The organism is Streptomyces capitiformicae (assembly GCF_002214185.1).
Classification (GTDB): domain Bacteria; phylum Actinomycetota; class Actinomycetes; order Streptomycetales; family Streptomycetaceae; genus Streptomyces; species Streptomyces capitiformicae.
The window spans coordinates 1,559,200-1,577,794 of sequence record NZ_CP022161.1 but is presented as its reverse complement, the minus strand read 5'-3'; the positions used below and the strand labels follow the sequence as shown (position 1 = coordinate 1,577,794).

Genomic DNA, 18,595 nt, shown 5'->3' with positions numbered 1-18,595 from the left:
AGGAACCTATGAGATGCCTATGGTCGGGTCAAGGACTCTCCGTACTCTGTCCACCTGGGGATGTAAAAACTTGTTCATGGGTGAACAGTCGGCCAATTCTCGGTTCATCTCCGGCGTCCTTCGAGTGGCTTGCGTTACCTGACGTGTCATCAAGATCGCTTCTGATCAAGCGACTTGCGTAGTAGCGGGCCCAGCGGCCGTTCCACGCCGTGGTGCAGCAGCCAGGCGAGCAGAAGCATCACCGCGACGGTGAGCGCGAGTGTGAGGGACGACGGGATTCCGAGGCGCTGGTGCAGGATCTGCACGACGGGCCAGCCCAGGTGTTCGTGCACAAGGTAGAAGGGGTAGGTCAGGGCGCCCGCGGTGGTCAGCCAGGGCCAGTTCACCCGGTCCAGCCAGCCGAGCGCGACCGCGCCGACGGCCACGAAACCGACGGTGACGGCGAGGACGATGGCGAGCTGGGGGCGGTAGGAGAAGAAGTCGTCGTTCGGCGCGTGCCAGATCTCCTGGACCGTGTGGTACTGGCTCAGCAGCAGGCTGAAGACCACGATCAGCCAGGCGGCGGTGTCCCGGCGGTCCCGGTGCACGAGGTAGAGGCCGATGCCGCCGATGAACAGGGACGCGTACTCCGGCATCAGGACCATCTGCACGAGCGGCTCCTTGGACGCCCCGGCCAGCGTCGCGGCGAGGGTCCAGCCGCCGCAGAACCAGATCACCCGTCTGCGGGTGACCCCGGGAACGACCACGCACAGCGCGAACAGGACGTAGAAGCGGACCTCGGCCCACAACGTCCAGCACACGCCCAGGACGCGGTCCGCGCCGAGCGGCATCTGGAGCATCGTGAGGTTGACCAGGAACTCGCTGGACGACACCCGGGCGAAGGCGATGCCCGGCAGGGCGAAGACCGCCGCGACGAGGATCACCGCCGCCCAGTACGCCGGCAGCAGCCGGGCCGCGCGGGAGGCGAAGAACGACTGGACCGAACGGCCCCAGCCGCTGGCGCAGATGACGAAGCCACTGATCACGAAGAAGGCCTGGACGCCGGCCCAGCCGTAGGCGAACCAGGTGTGGGCGGTCGGGAACTGGACCGCCGGTGAGGTGCCCCAGGCCTTGCCGATCTCCCCGTCGCGGCCTCCGTAGTGGTAAGCCGCGACGGACAGGGCGGCGAGGAGCCGCAGACCGTCGAGGGCGCGCAGCCGCGGTGCGGGACGGCCGGAGCGGCCGGTGCCGCGCACCGTCGGCGTCGCGGAAGCGGTGGTACGGGTGGTGGCGCTCGCCTCCGGTGAGAGCTTCGGAAGCGTGGTGCTTTTCGCGGTCACTCGGGGCTCACCCCAGAGTGGCTCGCTTGAGGGACCGGGCCCGGCGGGCGACTCTTCGTACGGTGGCGTTGCGCGGGATGAACGCGAGCTGGACCGGGATGCCGCCGGGCAGGCCCAGCGAGGTGAGACGGCGGCGCTTGAAGTAGCGCAGGGTGTGCGCGTTCAGGCTCTTCGTCAGGTACGACTCGGCCTCCGCCCGCAGCGACGGGTAGATCTTCGACTGCATCGCGTACCCCACCGCCCGCACCAGGCGGTTGAGGTCCGCCACGGACAGGCCCGGCTTCTGCGAGGCCACCGCGGCCTTGTCGCCCAGCTCCGGCAGCAGCGCGTCCACGACGGTGACGGGCACCCGGTTGCTGTTCTCGTACGGCGCGAGCCGGTCCAGCAGGGTGGAGGTGCCGACGCGGGCGACCGGCAGACCGTACAGCGCGGAGGCGGTGAGCAGGGCCGTGGAGAAGCAGCCGACGACCAGCGCGGGACGCATCCGCTGGTAGAGGACCTCGGCGAGGACCGGCGTGTCGAGCACCGTCAGATCGGCGCCGAGTCGCTCCGCCTCCTTCTCCAGCCCGCGCGACCAGCGAGCCGGGGCGCTGGGGTGCGGCTTGAACACGACCTTGGTGTGCCCGAGCGCCACCGCGCCCTTGAGCATCCGTACATGGAGGTCTTCCTCCTCCTCGGCGGTGAGGATGCCGAGCGCGGAGAGGTACTGGCCGAGCAGCAGCGCGGGCTCCTCGATGGCGGGCAGCGTGTCACCGGTCTCGACCAGCTCCGCCAGCACCTTCACGAAGGCGTCCGTCGGCACGATCTCCGCCCCGACGCCGAACTCGGTGAGGAGGAGGGGCTTCAGGCCCGGGACCAGGTCCAAGTGCAGCAACCGGTCGATACGCGTTCCCACCAGCGGGTCGATCTTGTTGCGGGTGGGGCCGTAGCTCATCAGGCCGTCCGCGTACACGGTCACGGGCGCGCCGGTGAAGATCTGGGTGAAGCCGAGCGCCGGGTGGACCTGGATGGACTCCACGGCCAGCTCGACGTCGTCGTCGCCCAGGTTCCACAGCAGCCGCAGATACCGCTCCCAGAGGACGACATCGTCCATGCGGGGGGACCAGCCCCCCGGGTGGAACGGCGAGATGGTCTCGTTCCAGGAGATCACGTCGTCGAAGCGACTGCGCAGCTGCTCGAAGCCGGGCATCTCGTCCAGGGCGGGGGCCGTCTCGGGCGTCGCCGCGTTGTTGGAGATCAGCAGGATGCGCCGGGAGGCGGGGCGGAAGCACTCGGTGTCCAGGGCGGCGGCCAGCGTGGCCGTGCCGTACAGCGTGGACGCCATGAAGATCTGCGTGGTCACGCGGCGACCCCCGCTCCGGCGGGACGGCGGCGCAGCCGGCGCAGCCGCGTGGCGCGCTGGACGTCCATGGAGTCGAGGGCCTCGTCGAGCACGTCCTGCGGCATTCTGCGCAGCGCGACCGCGCTCATCGACTTCAGTTTGCGTGCCACCGCCGGCTCGAACCTTTCGATGGATCCCAAATGGTGGGAGATAATCGCGCAGTAAGTGCGCACGGCCTTGGGGAGAAGTTTGTCCGCGTCCCGGTCCTGCGCCGTTTCCGCGATGACCTGGTCGAATGCGCGAATGAAATCGAGCTGCCGCACGTCACCGATCTGCGTGAGCGACGACGCGACACCGCGGCGGTAGTACACGCCCAGCAGGCCCACGGTCGCGAAGGACTCCGCCTCCCGGTGCAGCTTCCAGATCCACGGCCGGTCCTCCGCCGTGCGCAGCCCGTGCGTGAAGTGCAGCACCCCCTTGTCGACCAGCCGGCGGTGGTAGATGCCCGCCCAGGCGTACGCGTAGTCGACGGAGGTGGAGCGGTCGGCGGGCAGGATCGCGTCGCGCGGATTCATCACGACGCCCCGCCGCCCGTTGGGGACGCGGTGGATCGAGCGGGCCCGCCCGGTGCACTGGACATGGTCCGTGCGCACGAAGTCGCAGCCCAACTCCTCGATGGCGGACAGGAGTTTGGGGAAGTAACCGGGGGCGAGCCAGTCGTCCCCGTCGAGGAACGTCAGGTACTCGCCACGCGCGTTGTCGATGCCCGTGTTGCGCGCGGTCGCCAGCCCTCCGTTCTGCTCGTGTCTGACATACACCGCGCCTGGCAGCTCGCGCTCCGCGCGCGCGAGAACGTCCGGTGTCTCGTCGCGCGAGCAGTCGTCGACGAGGATGAATTCGAAGTCCTCACGCGCGTTGGCGCCGAGGCTCTTCAGAGTGTCTGGCGCGTATTGCTGCACGTTGTAGAACGGCACGATGACGGAGAGCTTGACCACGCAATCAGGTTAGGCTGTCGTCCGGCATTCATCTTGACCGCCCGCTTGATGTTACGTGAACGACACGTGGCGGTCCTGTAAACCGGGGGGGTTTTCTTGCCGTTCGTGACCTGATTCGCCATTTGGCGATGTGCTGTTAACCCTTTGTTGCCTTCAGGTTGGGCGGATCAATGGAATCGCTTCCTAGCGTCTTCGGCGTGCCAGCAAGTACGCCAGCAAGCTCGACGAGACCCCTGAGGGTCGCCGTCCTCGCGGATTCCGACACCCGGTGGAAGTGGGGCGCGCTCACCGCGAAGCGCATCGCCCCGGAACACGGGGGTGCCTCGGAGATCCGTCTGGACGGGTTCCTCCTGCGTGGCCGGGCCACCCCTACCGCCCGCCAGCTCGACGAGGTCGGCGTCCGCGCGGACTCACTCCGCGAGGTGACCGCCGTCGAGTTCCTGCGCGTCATGGGAGCCGAGGAGGCGGCCGGGTCGTACGACGTCGTCGTGCTCGCCCTCGTCGGCGGGGGCGTCCAGGCGATGCTGCACGGCCTCAAGAACGCCTGGGGCGCGCGCACCAAGCGGCCCGTGATCGTCACCGGGTACGTCGGCGTCGTATACGAAAAGCTCGCCGACGGCCTGCTGCTGCGGCACGGCGCGGACCTCGTCCTCGCCAACTCCCGCCAGGACGCGGACCGTTTCCGCGCCGTGTACGAGGGCGTGGGCGCTGACGCCTCCTCGGTCACCGAGGTCGCACTGCCCTTCCTCGGCGGCAAGCCCTACGCCGGCCGGAACGACCCGTACACGGTCGTGTTCGCCGTACAGCCGTCCGTCCCGGACAACCGCAAGGACCGTACGTACCTGCTGAACCGGCTCATCAAGCACGCCCGGAAGCACCCGGAGCGCCAGGTGCTGCTGAAGCTGCGCTCCAAGCCGGGTGAGCACACCACGCATATCGAGGAACTCCCGTACCAGAAGCTGGCGGAGAAGCTCCCCGGTGGCCTGCCGGACAACTTCCGCCTGTCGTACGGGAACATGGGCGAGGTCCTCGACACCACCGACCTGCTGGTCACCATCAGCTCCACCGCCGCGCTGGAGTCCCTGCACCGCCGTATCCCCACCGTCGTCCTCACCGACCTCGGGATCCGCGAGACGCTCGGCAACCACCACTTCGTGGGCTCCGGCTGCCTCGCCTCCTGGGACCAGCTGGACGCCGGGCACGAGCCGGTGCCCGACCCCGAGTGGGTGGCCCGGCAGGGCGTCGTCGCGGACGGCTCGTACGCCACCGCCTTCGACGCCGCCCGCGACCGCATCGCCAAGCTGGTCGCGGCCACCGAACTCCCGCCCCTCACGCCGTACTACACGACCGTGACCGCGCCCGGCTATCTGCCCGGCATCCTCGCCCGCCACCACCTCGGCCCCGACGGCAGCCCGCTGCCCGGGGCGCCCGCCGCCGACAAGCAGGCCGGGCCCGTACGGCAGATCGTGCGCCGGGCGGCGCGCGGCGCCTACCGGCACGGGGTGCAGCGCGTGGCGCCCGTCATCCGGCGGATGGGGGAGCTGTGAGCCGCCGCCCCTCCACCGCTTCGCAAGCACCGCAAGGAGCACCAGCCATGTCCCACCCGGAAGCGGGCCCAGCTACTTCCGCCTCGGCGACGGGCCCCGGGACGGCCCCGCGCCGTGTCGTCGCCGTCATCCCCGCGCGCGGCGGGTCCAAGGGCGTCCCCGCGAAGAACCTCGCGCCCGTCGGCGGTGTTCCGCTGGTCGCCCGCGCGGTCCGCGAGTGCCTCGCCGCCGAGTTGGTGACGAACGTGGTCGTCTCCACGGACGACCACGCCATCGCCGCCGCCGCCCGTGAGTCCGGAGCCGAGGTCGTGCTGCGGCCCGCGGCCATCGCCGGCGACACCGCCACCTCCGAGGCCGCGGTCCTGCACGCCCTGGACGCCCATGAGGCCAAGCACGGCGTCGCGGTGGACGTGGTCCTCCTGGTCCAGTGCACCAGCCCGTTCATCCTGCGCGAGGACATCGACGGCGTGGCCCGCGCGGTCGTGGAGCACGGCGCCGACACCGCGCTCACCGTCGCCCCGTTCCACGGGTTCATCTGGCGCGACACCGCCGACGAGTTCACCGGCGGCGAGACGGGCCGCGTCGGTGAGGCCGTGGCCGGCGGTGGCGCGCCGGGCGTGGCCGACGCCGCCCACGGGCCCGCCGCCGGGCTTGGTGCGGCCCCGGCCGACGACAGCCACGCCACGTCCGCGCTCACCGCCGGGGGCTATGGCGTCAACCACGACAAGTCGTTCCGCCCCCGCCGTCAGGACCGCCCGCAGGACCTGCTGGAGACCGGCGCCGCCTACGCCATGGACGCGGCCGGCCTGCGCAAGCACCAGCACCGCTTCTTCGGCCGTACGGAACTCGTCCGCACCGACCCCGCCCGGGTCCTGGAGATCGACGACCCGCACGACCTCGCCCGCGCCCAGGCACTCGCGCCGCTCTTCGACGCGAACCGCCCCGGCGCCCTCCCGACCGCCGCCGACATCGACGCGGTCGTCCTCGACTTCGACGGCACCCAGACCGACGACCGGGTGCTGATCGACTCCGACGGACGCGAGTTCGTCTCCGTGCACCGCGGCGACGGACTCGGCATCGCGGCCCTCCGCAAGAGCGGCCTCACCATGCTCATCCTGTCCTCGGAGAAGAACCCGGTGGTTGCCGCCCGGGCCCGGAAGCTGCAGATCCCGGTGCTCCACGGCATCGACCGGAAGGACCTCGCACTGAAGCAGTGGTGCGAGGAACAGGGCATCGCGCCCGAGCGCGTGCTCTACGTCGGCAACGACGTCAACGACCTCCCGTGCTTCGCCCTCGTGGGCTGGCCCGTGGCGGTCGGAAGCGCCCACGACATCGTCCGCGGCGCCGCGCGCGCGGTCACCACCGTCCACGGTGGCGAAGGCGCGATCAGAGAGATCGCCGGCTGGATCCTCGGTCCCTCTCTCGACTCTCCCGCCCCCCTCGACAGTTAAGGAAACGTCCCGCCATGAGCACCAACTCCCGTCTGCGCACCTTCGGTTCGAAGACCGCCGGCCCCGGCCAGCCCGTCTACGTCTGCGGCGAGATCGGCATCAACCACAACGGTGAGCTGGAGAACGCCTTCAAGCTGATCGACGTGGCCGCCGAGGCCGGCTGCGACGCCGTCAAGTTCCAGAAGCGCACCCCCGAGATCTGCACCCCCCGTGATCAGTGGGACATCGAGCGCGACACCCCCTGGGGCCGCATGACCTACATCGACTACCGCCACCGCGTGGAGTTCGGTGAGGACGAGTACCGCCAGATCGACGAGTACTGCAAGGAGAAGGGGATCGACTGGTTCGCCTCCCCGTGGGACACCGAGGCCGTCGCCTTCCTGGAGAAGTTCGACGTCCCCGCCCACAAGGTCGCGTCCGCGTCCCTGACCGACGACGAGCTGCTCCGCGCCCTGCGCGCCACCGGCCGCACGGTCATCCTCTCCAGCGGTATGTCCACCCCGAAGCAGATCCGCCACGCGGTCGAGGTCCTGGGCAGCGACAACATCCTGCTCTGCCACGCCACCTCGACCTACCCGGCGAAGGCCGAGGAGCTCAACCTCCGCGTCATCAACACGCTCCAGGAGGAGTACCCGAACGTCCCGATCGGCTACTCCGGCCACGAGACGGGCCTGCAGACCACGCTCGCCGCGGTCGCCCTCGGCGCCACCTTCGTCGAGCGTCACATCACCCTCGACCGCGCGATGTGGGGCTCCGACCAGGCCGCCTCCGTCGAGCCCCAGGGCCTGCAGCGCCTGGTGCGCGACATCCGCACCATCGAGGCCTCCCTCGGCGACGGCGTCAAGAAGGTCTACGACTCCGAGCTCGGCCCCATGAAGAAGCTGCGCCGCGTCACCGGCGTCGTCGCCGAGGCGGAGATCGCGGCGGCCGCGGGCGAGCCCGTCAACGTCTGACGCCGTAGCTGCGGGCAGTCGTGCCGCTGGGGCGATGGGGGAGGGTGGGCGCAGCGGCACCTCGTAGCGCCGAGCTGTGCAGCCCAACCCAGCCCAACCCAGCCCAGCCCAACCCAACCCAGCCCAACCCAGCCCAGCCCCGCCCCAGCACCGGGTGCCCGCCATATCGGCGGCACCCGGTGCTGGGGCACCCTGCTCCCCCCGGCCCCTGAAGATCCGTACTCACGGAAGCGACGGACACACGTCGATGAGCCCTCGCGCCGGAACCGCCGGCACCCACACTCTCGCCTTCGTCGAGAGTCCGGTACAGCTGCTGAACGTGCTGGAGTGGGCGCACGCCCATGCCTCCGGCGTGGTGGAGGCCCCCGGCGCGGGGCTCACCCTCGTCGTCCTGTCACCCAACGACCCCATGACCCGGGGGCAGTTGCGCCGTATGGCGGAGCTGGCGCGGGACGAGGGCCACGAGGTGCGGTGGGAGGAGGCACGCGGCGGTACGGCCGCCCCGTTCCGCACGGTCGGGGGCCTCGCCCCCCTCCTGCGCGCCGCGAGCCGCATCGTCCTGGGAGACCCCTTCTCCCGCTACGTCCAACTGCTGCTGACGATCACCAAGGCACCGGACGTCGTCGTCGTGGACGACGGCACCGCCACCATGGAGTTCGTCTCCCAGCTCGCCCGCGGCGAACGCCTTGTCCGCTGGCACCGCAAGGGCGGCCGCCCCGGCCCCCGGGACCTGGTCTTCGCCCCGGTCTCCGCCAAGGCCCGCAAGCGGCTGACCCCGACCGCCGGCCGGCGCGTCGAGGTCTTCTCCTCCATGCCGATCGAGGAGACCCCCGAGGGCGTCACCGTCACCGCCAACGCCTTCGCTTGGACCCGCGCCCGCTTCGGCCCGCCTCGCGTCACCAAGGGCGCCGACCTGGTGGGCACGTCCCTCGTGGAGACGGGTGTGGTGGACGGCGACCGCTACCTTGAAGCCGTCCGCTCGCTGGCGAGAGCGAACGGCGCGGCCCGCTACTTCGCCCACCGCCGCGAAAACGCCGAGAAACTCCACGCCCTGGCGACCGAGACGGGCCTGGAGATAGTCCGCCCCGACCTCCCCCTGGAACTCATCGCCCGCCGCGGCCCCATCGGCCGCACGATCCTGAGCTTCCCGTCGACGGTGGTCCACACCCTCCCCCTGGCCCTCGCCGGAACGGACGTACGCGTCGCCGTCTGCGACATCGACCCCACCTGGCTGACGGAGAACGCCTCCCCCCGGGCTCAGGGCTTCCTGTCGGGCGTCACGGGGACGGCGCGGGATGTACACCGGTTGTCGTCGGTGGCGCCGATCTAGGGCGTGTCTGGAGTTGTGATCTGGGCTCGCGGGGCGTGGCACGCACGCTCGCCGCGTTGCCGAAATGCCCTAGTAGCTCCGCTACGAGGGTCTTCCGGCGCCTTGCGATCGCACGCACCGCGCCCCGCTCCCTGATCCACATCACAACTCCAGACACGCCCTAGCGCAGCCGTGCATCTCATGCTTCCGAGTGACGTCCGTCACTCGGAAGCATGCTGAAGTGACGTCTCTCACCGCACGTACGGCCGAGGTGTTGGTCACAGGCGGAGCCGACAGGCGCCTGCGCTGAAGCCGAGGGCGTACGCGGCCTACGTTTCGTCCTCCCGCCAGGTGAATCCGGCCAACCCGGACGACGCCCCCGTCTCCTCCGCGACCGCCCCGCCCCGTGCGCGCAGCAGCCAGATCGCCGAGGCCAGGGCCCAGCCCACCAGCGTCATCAGGACCAGGGCGGCGAGGACGAACCCCGCCGTGCCGAGCATGCCGAACCTCGCCAGCATCCAGGGGATCTGCTCCTCGCCGCAGCCGCACGCCACCATGATCCGTCACCCCTTCGGCCACCGACTCGATGACCGCAGACTGCCCGCGAACCCCGCGCCGGGCGCCCCACGTAGCCGAACAGTCACCCGGTGGTGATGGTTCCGGGATGGGTGAGTGGCGCGGACGTGGTATGCGTGGAGGGTGGGAATCGTTCGGGCACCCCCGGACGTTTAGATGTTGGGAATCGCGGGCAACCCCGGCGTTCCCTGAGGGACGCTCCGGGTACCCCGGTCGATGGCGTCCCGCTCTTCGAGGTCTGCCCGCCCCGAAAGGCGGACGGGTATACCCATCCCTGCCAATACGTATGCGTAGTGCGGCCGGAAATCTTCGCCTCACGGGCTGATTTTTTGTTGATCGTGGGTTGGACGGCCGCCCGATCGCCCTACTCTTCAGAGGGTGAAGCAACTGATGTCCCGAGAGTCCGAGGCCGATCTGCCAGGGGAAGCCGAAGCCGCGCTCCCCGGTACGTTGCCGGAAGCCCTGCGTGCCGAACTCGTCGCGTTCCGACGTGACTTGCACATGCACCCGGAGCTCGGCAACCAGGAGTTCCGTACGACCGCCGCGATCAAGGCCCGCCTGGAGAAGGCAGGGCTCCGGCCGCGCGTGCTCGACACCGGAACCGGGCTCATCTGTGACATCGGCGACTGGGACGGCACCCGGTCGGCCCTCGCGCTGCGCGCCGACATCGACGCCCTGCCCATCCCGGACACCAAGGTGGACTGCGACTACCGCTCCACTGTCCCGGACCGCGCCCACGCCTGCGGCCACGACGTGCACACCACCGTCGTCCTCGGCGCCGGGCTCGTCCTCGCCGAGCTGCACAGGCAGGGGCAGCTGCCGCGACCCGTACGGCTGATCTTCCAGCCCGCCGAGGAGGTCCTCCCGGGCGGCGCCGCCGACGTGATCAAGACGGGCGCGCTCGACGGCGTCGGGCGGATCATCGCTGTCCACTGCGACCCCAGAGTCGACGCGGGCCGTATCGGACTGCGCCACGGGCCCATCACCTCGGCCTGCGACCGCCTGGAGATCTCGCTCGACGGCCCCGGCGGCCACACCGCCCGCCCCCACCTCACCACCGACCTCGTCACCGCCGCCGCCCGCGTCGTCACCGATGTGCCCGCGCTGGTCGCCCGCCGGGTCGACGCCCGCAGCGGGCTCTCCGTGACCTGGGGCCGCGTCGAGTCGGGCCACGCCCCGAACGTCATCCCGCAGCACGCCGAGCTCTCCGGCACCGTGCGTTGCCTCGACATCAACGCCTGGCGGCAGGCGCCCGACCTGGTGCACGAGGCGATCGCCGAGGTCGCGACCATGCACCGCGCCAAGCCCGAGATCAACTACATCCGGGGCGTCCCGCCGGTCGTCAACGACCCGGTCGTCACCGAGCTGCTCCACGACGCCATGTCCGCCCGCCGCGGCCACAAGTCCATCGAGGACACCGAGCAGAGCCTCGGCGGCGAGGACTTCTCCTGGTACCTGGAGCACGTCCCGGGCGCCATGGCCCGCCTCGGCGTCCGCCGCCCCGGCGACCTCACCGTCCGCGACCTCCACCAGGGCGACTTCGACGCCGACGAGCACGCCATCACCGTAGGCGTCGAGCTGTTCACCGCGGCCGCCCTCCTCCACGCCCGCATGCAGCTGATCGACGCGGCGGCCACCGCCGGATAGGCGTCGATCCCTTCCGGTTGCGCATCACCCAACCCTCGCGGCAGCCTGGTGCGCGTGTCCGTACGGCCCCGTACGGCACGCGCATCATCACGCTCAAGCCACCCACGGACACGGAACGCGAGGGACAGGAGAGGGGCTCCACCCCAGACGTCCCTTTCGATCCCATGGTTCACGAGGATGTAACCGGCCATCGGCACGAATGGATAACGGCCTGTCGAAACCCCGTTCCCAGGAGTGTCTACGCGCGTTAATGTGCGCCGAACTGAGCACCCGGCTGCGGGTCTGTGGACAAGATGGGGAACTTCAAGATGCGTCGGATTTCCAAACTGACCCGCGTCGCGGTGGGGGTCGCGTCGCTGGCGCTCGCCGCCACGGCCTGTGGTGGAACCAGCAGCGAGAGCGGCAACGGCGGCGACGAGACCGGGGGCGACAAGGGCCTCGCCATCGCCTACGACATCGGCGGCAAGGGCGACCAGTCCTTCAACGACGCCGCGTACGCGGGCCTGGAGAAGGCGAAGAAGGAGTTCGGGTACGACACCCGGGACATCGAGCCCACCGAGGGCGAGACCGACGCGGACAAGGAGCAGCGCCTGGCCTCCCTGGCCAAGCAGGGCTACAACCCCGTCATCGGCGTCGGCTTCGCGTACGGCCCCGCGATGGAGGCCGTGGCCAAGGACTACCCGGACACCACCTTCGGCCTCATTGATGCCGAAGTGAAGGCCGACAACGTGGCTTCCCTGCTGTTCGCCGAGAACGAGGCCTCGTACCTCGCTGGTGTCGCGGCCGCCAAGGCCACCAAGACGAACACCGTGGGCTTCGTGGGCGGTGTGGACATCCCGCTCATCCACAAGTTCGAGGCCGGCTACAAGCAGGGCGTCGAGGACACCAGCGGCGGCAAGGTCAAGGTCATCTCCCAGTACCTGACCCAGACCGCCGAAGAGGGCGGCTTCTCCAGCCCTGACAAGGGCAAGGCCGCCGCCGAGGGTCAGATCGAGAAGAAGGCCGACGTCGTCTACCAGGCGGCCGGTCTCTCCGGCCAGGGCGTCATCGAGGCCGCCGCCAAGGCGAAGGTCTGGGCGATCGGCGTCGACTCCGACCAGTACAACCAGGAAGCCCTCGCCTCCTACAAGAACTACATCCTCACCTCCGCCCTCAAGGACGTCGGCGGCGCGGTCTACGCCCTCGCCAAGTCCGTCGAGGACAAGAAGCCCCTTACCGGCGCCCAGACCTTCGACCTCAAGGTCAACGGCGTGGGCCTCTCCGACACCAACCCGGAGTACGCCAAGATCGAGGGCCTCTCCGCCGCGGTCGACAAGGCCAAGGCGGACATCATCGCGGGCACGATCAAGGTGAAGACCGAGTAGTCACGCATCTCTGAGTGCTGAGCAGCGGGCGGGTGTCCTCGGACACCCGCCCGCTTCGCCTTTCCGCTGCTGGGTGCCAGTCGCGCCCTTTCAGGGGCGCGGGGCTGTGACATGGCGGGGCTGTGACATATGCGGCTCCGCCGTGTGGGCGCGACCAGCCCCAACGCACCTGCAGCCGACACTCGACCGGCAAACCCCCGCACCACCCCCGCCCCACGTTGGAACACGGCCCCATAACAACGTGGTCCCCCAGCCTTTCCCGGAGGGTCTACGCGCGTTACCCTCGGCGAAAGCCAAAGGCGCCGAAGCTGTGACGCACCACCCGAGCAGTACCCCCCGGCGCTTGTACGACAGGAGCACCAAAACATGCGCCGGGTTTCCCGCCTCGCGGTCGCAGGCGCAGCGACCGCCTCCCTCGCCCTCGTCCTCTCCGCCTGCGGCGGCACCTCGACGGAGGCGTCCTCCTCCTCCGCCGGTTCCGAGGGCGACAAGGGCCTCGCCATCGCGTACGACGTCGGCGGCAAGGGCGACCAGTCCTTCAACGACGCCGCGTACGCGGGCCTGGAGCAGGCGAAGAAGGAGTTCGGGTACGAGACCCAGGACATCGAGCCCACCGAGGGCGAGACGGACTCCGACAAGGAGCAGCGCCTGGTCTCGCTGGCGAAGCAGGGCTACAACCCGGTCGTCGGCGTCGGCTACGCGTACGCGACGGCCGTGAAGGCGGCGGCCGAGCAGTACCCGGACACCACCTTCGGCATCGTCGACGACTCCACGGTCCAGCTGGACAACGTCGCGGACCTGGTCTTCTCCGAGGAGCAGGCCTCGTACCTCGCCGGTGTCGCGGCGGCCAAGGCCACCAAGACGAACACCGTGGGCTTCGTCGGCGGTGTGGACATCCCGCTGATCCACAAGTTCCAGGCGGGCTTCGAGCAGGGCGTCAAGGACACCAACTCCAAGGCCGAGGTGCTGACGCAGTACCTGACCCAGACGGCCGAGGAGGGTGGCTTCTCCAGCCCTGACAAGGGCAAGACGGCCGCCGAGGGTCAGATCGAGAAGAAGGCCGACGTCGTGTACGCGGCCGCCGGTCTGTCCGGTCAGGGCGTGATCGAGGCCGCCGCCGCCAACAAGATCTGGGCGATCGGCGTCGACTCCGACCAGTACCGGCAGGAAGCCCTCGCGAAGTACAAGGACTCCATCCTGACCTCGGCGACGAAGGACGTCGCCAAGGCGGTGTACAACCTTGCGAAGTCGGTCGAGGACGGCAATCCCGGGACCGGTATCGTCAGGGGCGATCTGAAGACCGGCGAGGTCGGCCTCGCCGAGTCCAACCCCGAGTTCAAGAGCAACACCGAGCTCCAGGAAGCCATCAGTACGGCCAAGGAGAAGATCATCAGCGGCGAGATCAAGGTCAAGACCAGCTGACCCAGCTGTACCACGAGCAGTCGCGCGACTCCAGGCATGTTCAGGCGCCTTCGGAGCCGCCGGTAACCGCGGGGTTACGTGCGCTCAACGGGGTACGGGGAACATCGCTCCCTGTGCCCCGTTGTCTACCCGGCACCGCTGGGGCGTCGCCCGCTTTCGATGCCGTAGGGGCGCTACGCGCGTAGACGACCCCCTTTCCCAGGAGAGTGCGCCATCAACGCGTCCAGCAGCCCTCCGGCCGACGCGGCGGTCAACGGTCAGGTGACCGCCGTCGAACTCGCCGGGATCACCAAGCGATTCCCGGGTGTCGTCGCCAATCACGACATCCATCTCACCGTCCGCCAGGGCACCGTCCACGCCCTCGTCGGGGAGAACGGCGCCGGCAAGTCGACCCTGATGAAGATCCTCTACGGCATGCAGAAGCCGGACGAGGGCACCATCGCGATCGACGGCGAGCAGGTCTCCTTCTCGTCCCCGGCCGACGCCATCGTGCGCGGCATCGGCATGGTGCACCAGCACTTCATGCTCGCCGACAACCTGACCGTTCTGGAGAACGTGGTCCTCGGCAGCGAGAAGCTGTACGGCATCGGCGCCAAGGCCCGCCGCAAGATCAAGGAGATCTCCGACCGGTACGGCTTCGGGGTGCGCCCCGACGTCCTGGTCGAGGAGCTCGGTGTCGCCGAGCGCCAGCGCGTGGAGATCCTCAAGGTCCTCTACCGCGGCGCCCGCACCCTGATCCTGGACGAGCCCACCGCCGTCCTGGTGCCGCAGGAGGTCGACGCGCTCTTCGCCAACCTGCGCGAGCTCAAGGCGCAGGGCCTGTCGGTCATCTTCATCTCGCACAAGCTGGGCGAGGTGCTGTCGGTAGCCGACGAGATCACCGTCATCCGCCGCGGCACGACCGTCGGCACGGCCGTCCCCGCCGAGACCACCCCGCGTCAGCTCGCCGAGCTGATGGTCGGCAGCGAGCTGCCCACCCCGGAGACGGCCGAGTCGACGGTCACCGACCGCCCCGTACTGACCGTCGAGGACCTCCGTCTGGAGACCGCCGGCGGCAAGGCGCTCCTCGACGACATCAGCTTCACCATCCACGCGGGCGAGGTCCTGGGCCTCGCCGGTGTCGAGGGCAACGGCCAGACCGAGCTGGTCGACGCGCTGATCGGCCTCAAGCACGCCGACTCCGGCACCATCACGCTGGCCGACGACGTGATCACCGCCTGGCCCACCCGCAAGCGCCGCGAGCAGGGCGTCGGCTACATCCCCGAGGACCGCCACCGGCACGGTCTGCTGCTGGAGTCCCCCCTCTGGGAGAACCGTATCCTCGGCCATGTGACCGAGCGGCCCAACGCCAAGGGCGTCTGGCTCGACCCGAAGGCCGCGCAGGAGGACACACGCCGGATCGTCGAGGAGTACGACGTCCGCACCCCCGGCATCGACGTCACCGCCGCCTCCCTCTCCGGCGGCAACCAGCAGAAGCTGATCGTCGGCCGCGAGATGAGCCACAAGCCGCGCTTCCTGATCGCCGCCCACCCGACGCGTGGCGTGGACGTCGGCGCGCAGGCCCAGATCTGGGACCAGATCCGCGAGGCCCGCCGCGAGGGCCTGGCCGTGCTGCTGATCTCCGCCGACCTCGACGAGCTGATCGGTCTGTCCGACACCCTCCGGGTGATCTACAACGGCAGGCTGGTCGCCGACGCCGACCCGGCCACCATCACCCCCGAGGAGCTGGGCTCCGCCATGACCGGCGCCGCCACCGGCCACCTCGAACACGAAGAGACCCCCGAGACCCCGGGCAAGGCTCCCGAGTCCCCGGAAGACGAGGCCCGCTGATGAAGAAGTTCGACAAGGAGCGCGTGCTCCTCGCGGTGGCCGGACCGGTCCTCGCGCTCGCCGTGGCCTTCGTCCTGACGGCGATCGTGCTGCTCGCCTCGGGCAAGAACCCGGTCGAGCCGTTCTCGATCATGTTCGAGCAGGCCTCGTTCTCCGACATCCAGGTCCGGATCATCAACCAGGCCTCGCTGTACTACATCGCGGCTCTCGCGGTGGCCATCGGCTTCCGGATGAACCTGTTCAACATCGGTGTCGACGGCCAGTACCTGCTCGGCGCCATGATCACCGCGATCGTCGGCGCCCACATGGACCTGCCGGCCGTCCTCCAGATCCCGCTGCTGATGCTCACCGCGATCTTCACCGGCGCCTTCTGGGCCGGCATCGTCGGTGTCCTCAAGGTCACCCGCGGGGTCAGCGAGGTCGTCGCCTCGATCATGCTGAACGCGATCGCCACCTCCGTCATCGGCTACCTCTGGCTGCCGAACGTCTTCGGCGTCAAGGTCGGCAACAACAACACCACCGGCGAGATGGCCGAGTCCGGCTGGGTGCCCGGCTTCGACCTGGGCAAGGCCGGCGAGATCTACGGCCTGGTCATCCTCGCCGCGCTGCTCGGCATCGGCTACTGGATCGTCATCAACCGCACCCGCTTCGGCTTCGACCTGCGCGCCTCCGGCGCCTCGGAGACGGCCGCCGCGGCCAGCGGTGTCGACCCCAAGCGCATGGTGATAACCGCCATGCTGATCTCCGGCGGCGTCGCGGGCCTCGCGGGCCTGCCGATCCTGCTCGGCGACACCCACACCTACAGCCTCAACTTCCCCACCGGCATCGGCTTCCTCGGCATCGGCATCGCCCTGCTCGGCCGTAACGGCCCGGTCGGTATCGCCTTCGCCGCCCTGCTGTGGGCCTGGCTCGACAAGGCCTCGCCCGAGCTGGACTTCCACGACTACGACAAGGAGATCGCGGTCATCATGCAGGGCCTGATCGTGCTCTCGGTCGTCGTCTCCTACGAGGCCGTACGCGAGTGGGGCCTGCGCCGCCAGCAGCGCCGGGTCGGCGCCGAACTCGCCGCGGGCCATGTTCTCGGCGGTCTCGGCGCCGACGGCTCCGCCGACAACAACGTCAAGAAGGAGGTGGCTGGCCGATGACCACGAGCACCACCGCGACCGATGTCAACCAGCCCTCGCTGCAGCCGGCCACCCCGACCGGCCGCAAGCTGTCGCTGCCCGTGCTGCTGCTGGTCATCGCCGGTGTCCTGGCGCTGACCTCGATGGTCCGCCTCATCACCGGCGCGGACGGCATCACCAACGTCAGCCAGATGTCCACCGCCCTCCAACTCGCCGTCCCCATCGGCCTCGCCGGTCTCGGCGGTCTGTGGGCCGAGCGCGCGGGCGTCGTCAACATCGGCCTCGAAGGCATGATGATCCTCGGCACCTGGTTCGGCGCCTGGGCCGGCTTCCAGTGGGGCCCGTGGACCGGTGTCCTCGTCGGCATCATCGGCGGCGCGATCGGCGGTCTGCTGCACGCCTTCGTCACCGTCACCTTCAACGTCAACCACATCGTCTCCGGTGTGGCCATCAACATCCTCGCCCTCGGCGCCACCCGCTACCTCGCCCCCCTCGCCTTCGTGGGCCACCAGGGCGGCTCGGCCAAGCAGTCCCCGGCGGTCGACTCCCTCGGCACCTTCACGGTCCCCGGACTCTCCGACGCGCTGCGAGACCTCAACGCCAAGGGCTGGTTCTTCATCTCCGACATCGCCGGCCTGCTCGGCGGCCTCGTCACCAACGTCTCCTGGCTGACCATCGTCGCCGTCGCCCTGGTCCCCGGCACCTGGTGGATCCTGTGGCGCACCGCCTTCGGTCTGCGGCTGCGCTCCTGCGGGGAGAACCCGGTCGCCGCCGAGTCCCTCGGCGTCAACGTCTACAAGTACAAGTACCTCGCCGTGATCATCTCCGGCGGTCTGGCCGGCCTCGGCGGCGCCTTCCTCGCCATCGTCGCCAACCCCTTCTACCTGGAGGGCCAGACCGGCGGCCGCGGCTACATCGGCCTCGCCGCGATGATCTTCGGCAACTGGATGCCGGGCGGCCTCGCCATCGGCGCCGGCCTCTTCGGCTACACCGACAGCCTCAACCTGCGCGGCGGCTCCGAGAACGTCCACGCCCTGCTCCTCCTCGGCGCGCTGCTCCTGCTCCTCGGCGCCATCTGGATGGCCGTCCGCAAGAAGTACGTCGGAGCCGCGATCACCGCCGTCGTGGGCGCCCTCGTCCTCACCTGGTACGCCGTCACCAACGAGGTTCCCAACCAGGTCGTCGCCGCCACGCCGTACGTCATCACCCTGATCGTCCTTGCGCTCTCCGCCCAGCGACTGCGGATGCCGAAGGCGGACGGCCTGCCGTACCGGAAGGGACAAGGCAAGTGACCGCCGTCGTCGACTGGGAGGAGCTGCGGGCCGTGGCCCGGGACGCCATGTCCCACGCGTACGCCCCCTACTCGGGCTACCCGGTCGGCGTCGCCGCCCTCGTCGACGACGGCCGTACGGTCTCGGGCTGCAACGTCGAGAACGCGTCGTACGGCCTCGGCCTGTGCGCCGAGTGCGGACTGGTCTCGGAGCTCCAGCGCACGGGCGGCGGCCGTCTGACGCACTTCACCTGCGTCGACGGCAAGGGCGAGGTCCTCGTCCCGTGCGGCCGCTGCCGCCAACTGCTGTACGAGTTCGGCGGCCCGGGTCTGTTGTTGGAGACCCCAGCGGGAATCGTGCCGCTCTCGGAGATGCTGCCCCAGGCCTTCGGCCCGGACCATCTCACCAAGTAACTCCCGTGCGGCCCCTCTGAGTTGGCGCTCAGGGGGGCCGCGCACTTTCCGGT

Annotated in this window: 15 protein-coding genes; 11 read left to right on the top strand and 4 right to left on the bottom strand. The window is 69.8% G+C overall.

The window, feature by feature from the left end; all coding sequences use genetic code 11:
• Window positions 1-149: 149 nt before the first annotated feature.
• Genes CES90_RS07050 through CES90_RS07040 form a run of 3 tightly spaced genes read right to left on the bottom strand, consistent with a single transcriptional unit; the run spans window position 150 to window position 3,635 of the window.
• Window positions 150-1,319: an acyltransferase family protein gene (locus CES90_RS07050; protein WP_189782348.1), complete on the bottom strand. Its 1,170-nt coding sequence runs from the start codon at window positions 1,317-1,319 to the stop codon at window positions 150-152.
• 7 nt (window positions 1,320-1,326) lie between these two features.
• Window positions 1,327-2,661, bottom strand: a complete 1,335-nt coding sequence (locus CES90_RS07045) for an alpha-2,8-polysialyltransferase family protein (RefSeq protein ID WP_189782349.1) — start codon at window positions 2,659-2,661, stop codon at window positions 1,327-1,329.
• A complete protein-coding gene (locus CES90_RS07040; RefSeq protein WP_189782350.1) occupies window positions 2,658-3,635 on the bottom strand; it encodes a glycosyltransferase family 2 protein in 978 nt (325 codons plus the stop codon). Before CES90_RS07040 ends, CES90_RS07045 begins: the two co-directional genes overlap by 4 nt.
• A gap of 170 nt (window positions 3,636-3,805) precedes the next feature.
• Here CES90_RS07040 and CES90_RS07035 point away from each other — a divergent pair, with 170 nt between their 5' ends.
• From CES90_RS07035 to CES90_RS07020, 4 genes are all read left to right on the top strand, one after another.
• Complete coding sequence (locus tag CES90_RS07035; protein WP_189782351.1) at window positions 3,806-5,182, top strand: DUF6716 putative glycosyltransferase; 1,377 nt, start codon at window positions 3,806-3,808, stop codon at window positions 5,180-5,182.
• A gap of 47 nt (window positions 5,183-5,229) precedes the next feature.
• On the top strand, window positions 5,230-6,633 hold the full coding sequence (locus CES90_RS07030; protein ID WP_189782352.1) for an N-acylneuraminate cytidylyltransferase: 1,404 nt from the start codon (window positions 5,230-5,232) through the stop codon (window positions 6,631-6,633).
• A gap of 14 nt (window positions 6,634-6,647) precedes the next feature.
• Window positions 6,648-7,586: an N-acetylneuraminate synthase family protein gene (locus CES90_RS07025; RefSeq protein ID WP_189782353.1), complete on the top strand. Its 939-nt coding sequence runs from the start codon at window positions 6,648-6,650 to the stop codon at window positions 7,584-7,586.
• 247 nt (window positions 7,587-7,833) lie between these two features.
• Window positions 7,834-8,916, top strand: a complete 1,083-nt coding sequence (locus CES90_RS07020; protein ID WP_189782354.1) for a hypothetical protein — start codon at window positions 7,834-7,836, stop codon at window positions 8,914-8,916.
• A 308-nt stretch (window positions 8,917-9,224) separates the two neighbouring features.
• On the opposite strand, the gene CES90_RS07015 is transcribed toward CES90_RS07020, so the two are convergent.
• The gene (locus tag CES90_RS07015; RefSeq protein ID WP_189782355.1) at window positions 9,225-9,452 is read right to left on the bottom strand and encodes a hypothetical protein; all 228 of its coding nucleotides are present in this window, start codon (window positions 9,450-9,452) and stop codon (window positions 9,225-9,227) included.
• 409 nt (window positions 9,453-9,861) lie between these two features.
• Here CES90_RS07015 and CES90_RS07010 point away from each other — a divergent pair, with 409 nt between their 5' ends.
• From CES90_RS07010 to CES90_RS06980, 7 genes are all read left to right on the top strand, one after another.
• On the top strand, window positions 9,862-11,118 hold the full coding sequence (locus CES90_RS07010) for an amidohydrolase (RefSeq protein WP_189782356.1): 1,257 nt from the start codon (window positions 9,862-9,864) through the stop codon (window positions 11,116-11,118).
• A gap of 308 nt (window positions 11,119-11,426) precedes the next feature.
• Window positions 11,427-12,482 carry a BMP family lipoprotein gene (locus CES90_RS07005; protein ID WP_189782357.1) on the top strand — a complete coding sequence of 352 codons (1,056 nt, stop codon included), beginning with the start codon at window positions 11,427-11,429 and terminating at the stop codon, window positions 12,480-12,482.
• A gap of 366 nt (window positions 12,483-12,848) precedes the next feature.
• A complete protein-coding gene (locus CES90_RS07000; protein WP_189782358.1) occupies window positions 12,849-13,904 on the top strand; it encodes a BMP family lipoprotein in 1,056 nt (351 codons plus the stop codon).
• A 261-nt stretch (window positions 13,905-14,165) separates the two neighbouring features.
• Window positions 14,166-15,734, top strand: coding sequence for an ABC transporter ATP-binding protein (locus CES90_RS06995; protein ID WP_189782359.1), 1,569 nt, complete (start codon window positions 14,166-14,168; stop codon window positions 15,732-15,734).
• Window positions 15,734-16,879 carry an ABC transporter permease gene (locus CES90_RS06990; RefSeq protein WP_189782360.1) on the top strand — a complete coding sequence of 382 codons (1,146 nt, stop codon included), beginning with the start codon at window positions 15,734-15,736 and terminating at the stop codon, window positions 16,877-16,879. Before CES90_RS06995 ends, CES90_RS06990 begins: the two co-directional genes overlap by 1 nt.
• Window positions 16,876-18,150, top strand: coding sequence for an ABC transporter permease (locus CES90_RS06985; protein WP_189782361.1), 1,275 nt, complete (start codon window positions 16,876-16,878; stop codon window positions 18,148-18,150). The genes CES90_RS06990 and CES90_RS06985 overlap by 4 nt, the downstream gene beginning before the upstream one ends.
• Complete coding sequence (locus CES90_RS06980) at window positions 18,147-18,542, top strand: cytidine deaminase (protein WP_189782362.1); 396 nt, start codon at window positions 18,147-18,149, stop codon at window positions 18,540-18,542. Before CES90_RS06985 ends, CES90_RS06980 begins: the two co-directional genes overlap by 4 nt.
• Window positions 18,543-18,595 lie beyond the last annotated feature (53 nt).

Coding starts and splice junctions, on each gene's coding strand:
- CES90_RS07035 (WP_189782351.1), top strand. CDS start 3,806: ATGGAATCGCTTCCTAGCGTCTTCGGCGTGCCAGCAAGTACGCCAGCA.
- CES90_RS07030 (WP_189782352.1), top strand. CDS start 5,230: ATGTCCCACCCGGAAGCGGGCCCAGCTACTTCCGCCTCGGCGACGGGC.
- CES90_RS07025 (WP_189782353.1), top strand. CDS start 6,648: ATGAGCACCAACTCCCGTCTGCGCACCTTCGGTTCGAAGACCGCCGGC.
- CES90_RS07020 (WP_189782354.1), top strand. CDS start 7,834: ATGAGCCCTCGCGCCGGAACCGCCGGCACCCACACTCTCGCCTTCGTC.
- CES90_RS07015 (WP_189782355.1), bottom strand. CDS start 9,452: ATGGTGGCGTGCGGCTGCGGCGAGGAGCAGATCCCCTGGATGCTGGCG.
- CES90_RS07010 (WP_189782356.1), top strand. CDS start 9,862: ATGTCCCGAGAGTCCGAGGCCGATCTGCCAGGGGAAGCCGAAGCCGCG.
- CES90_RS07005 (WP_189782357.1), top strand. CDS start 11,427: ATGCGTCGGATTTCCAAACTGACCCGCGTCGCGGTGGGGGTCGCGTCG.
- CES90_RS07000 (WP_189782358.1), top strand. CDS start 12,849: ATGCGCCGGGTTTCCCGCCTCGCGGTCGCAGGCGCAGCGACCGCCTCC.
- CES90_RS06990 (WP_189782360.1), top strand. CDS start 15,734: ATGAAGAAGTTCGACAAGGAGCGCGTGCTCCTCGCGGTGGCCGGACCG.
- CES90_RS06985 (WP_189782361.1), top strand. CDS start 16,876: ATGACCACGAGCACCACCGCGACCGATGTCAACCAGCCCTCGCTGCAG.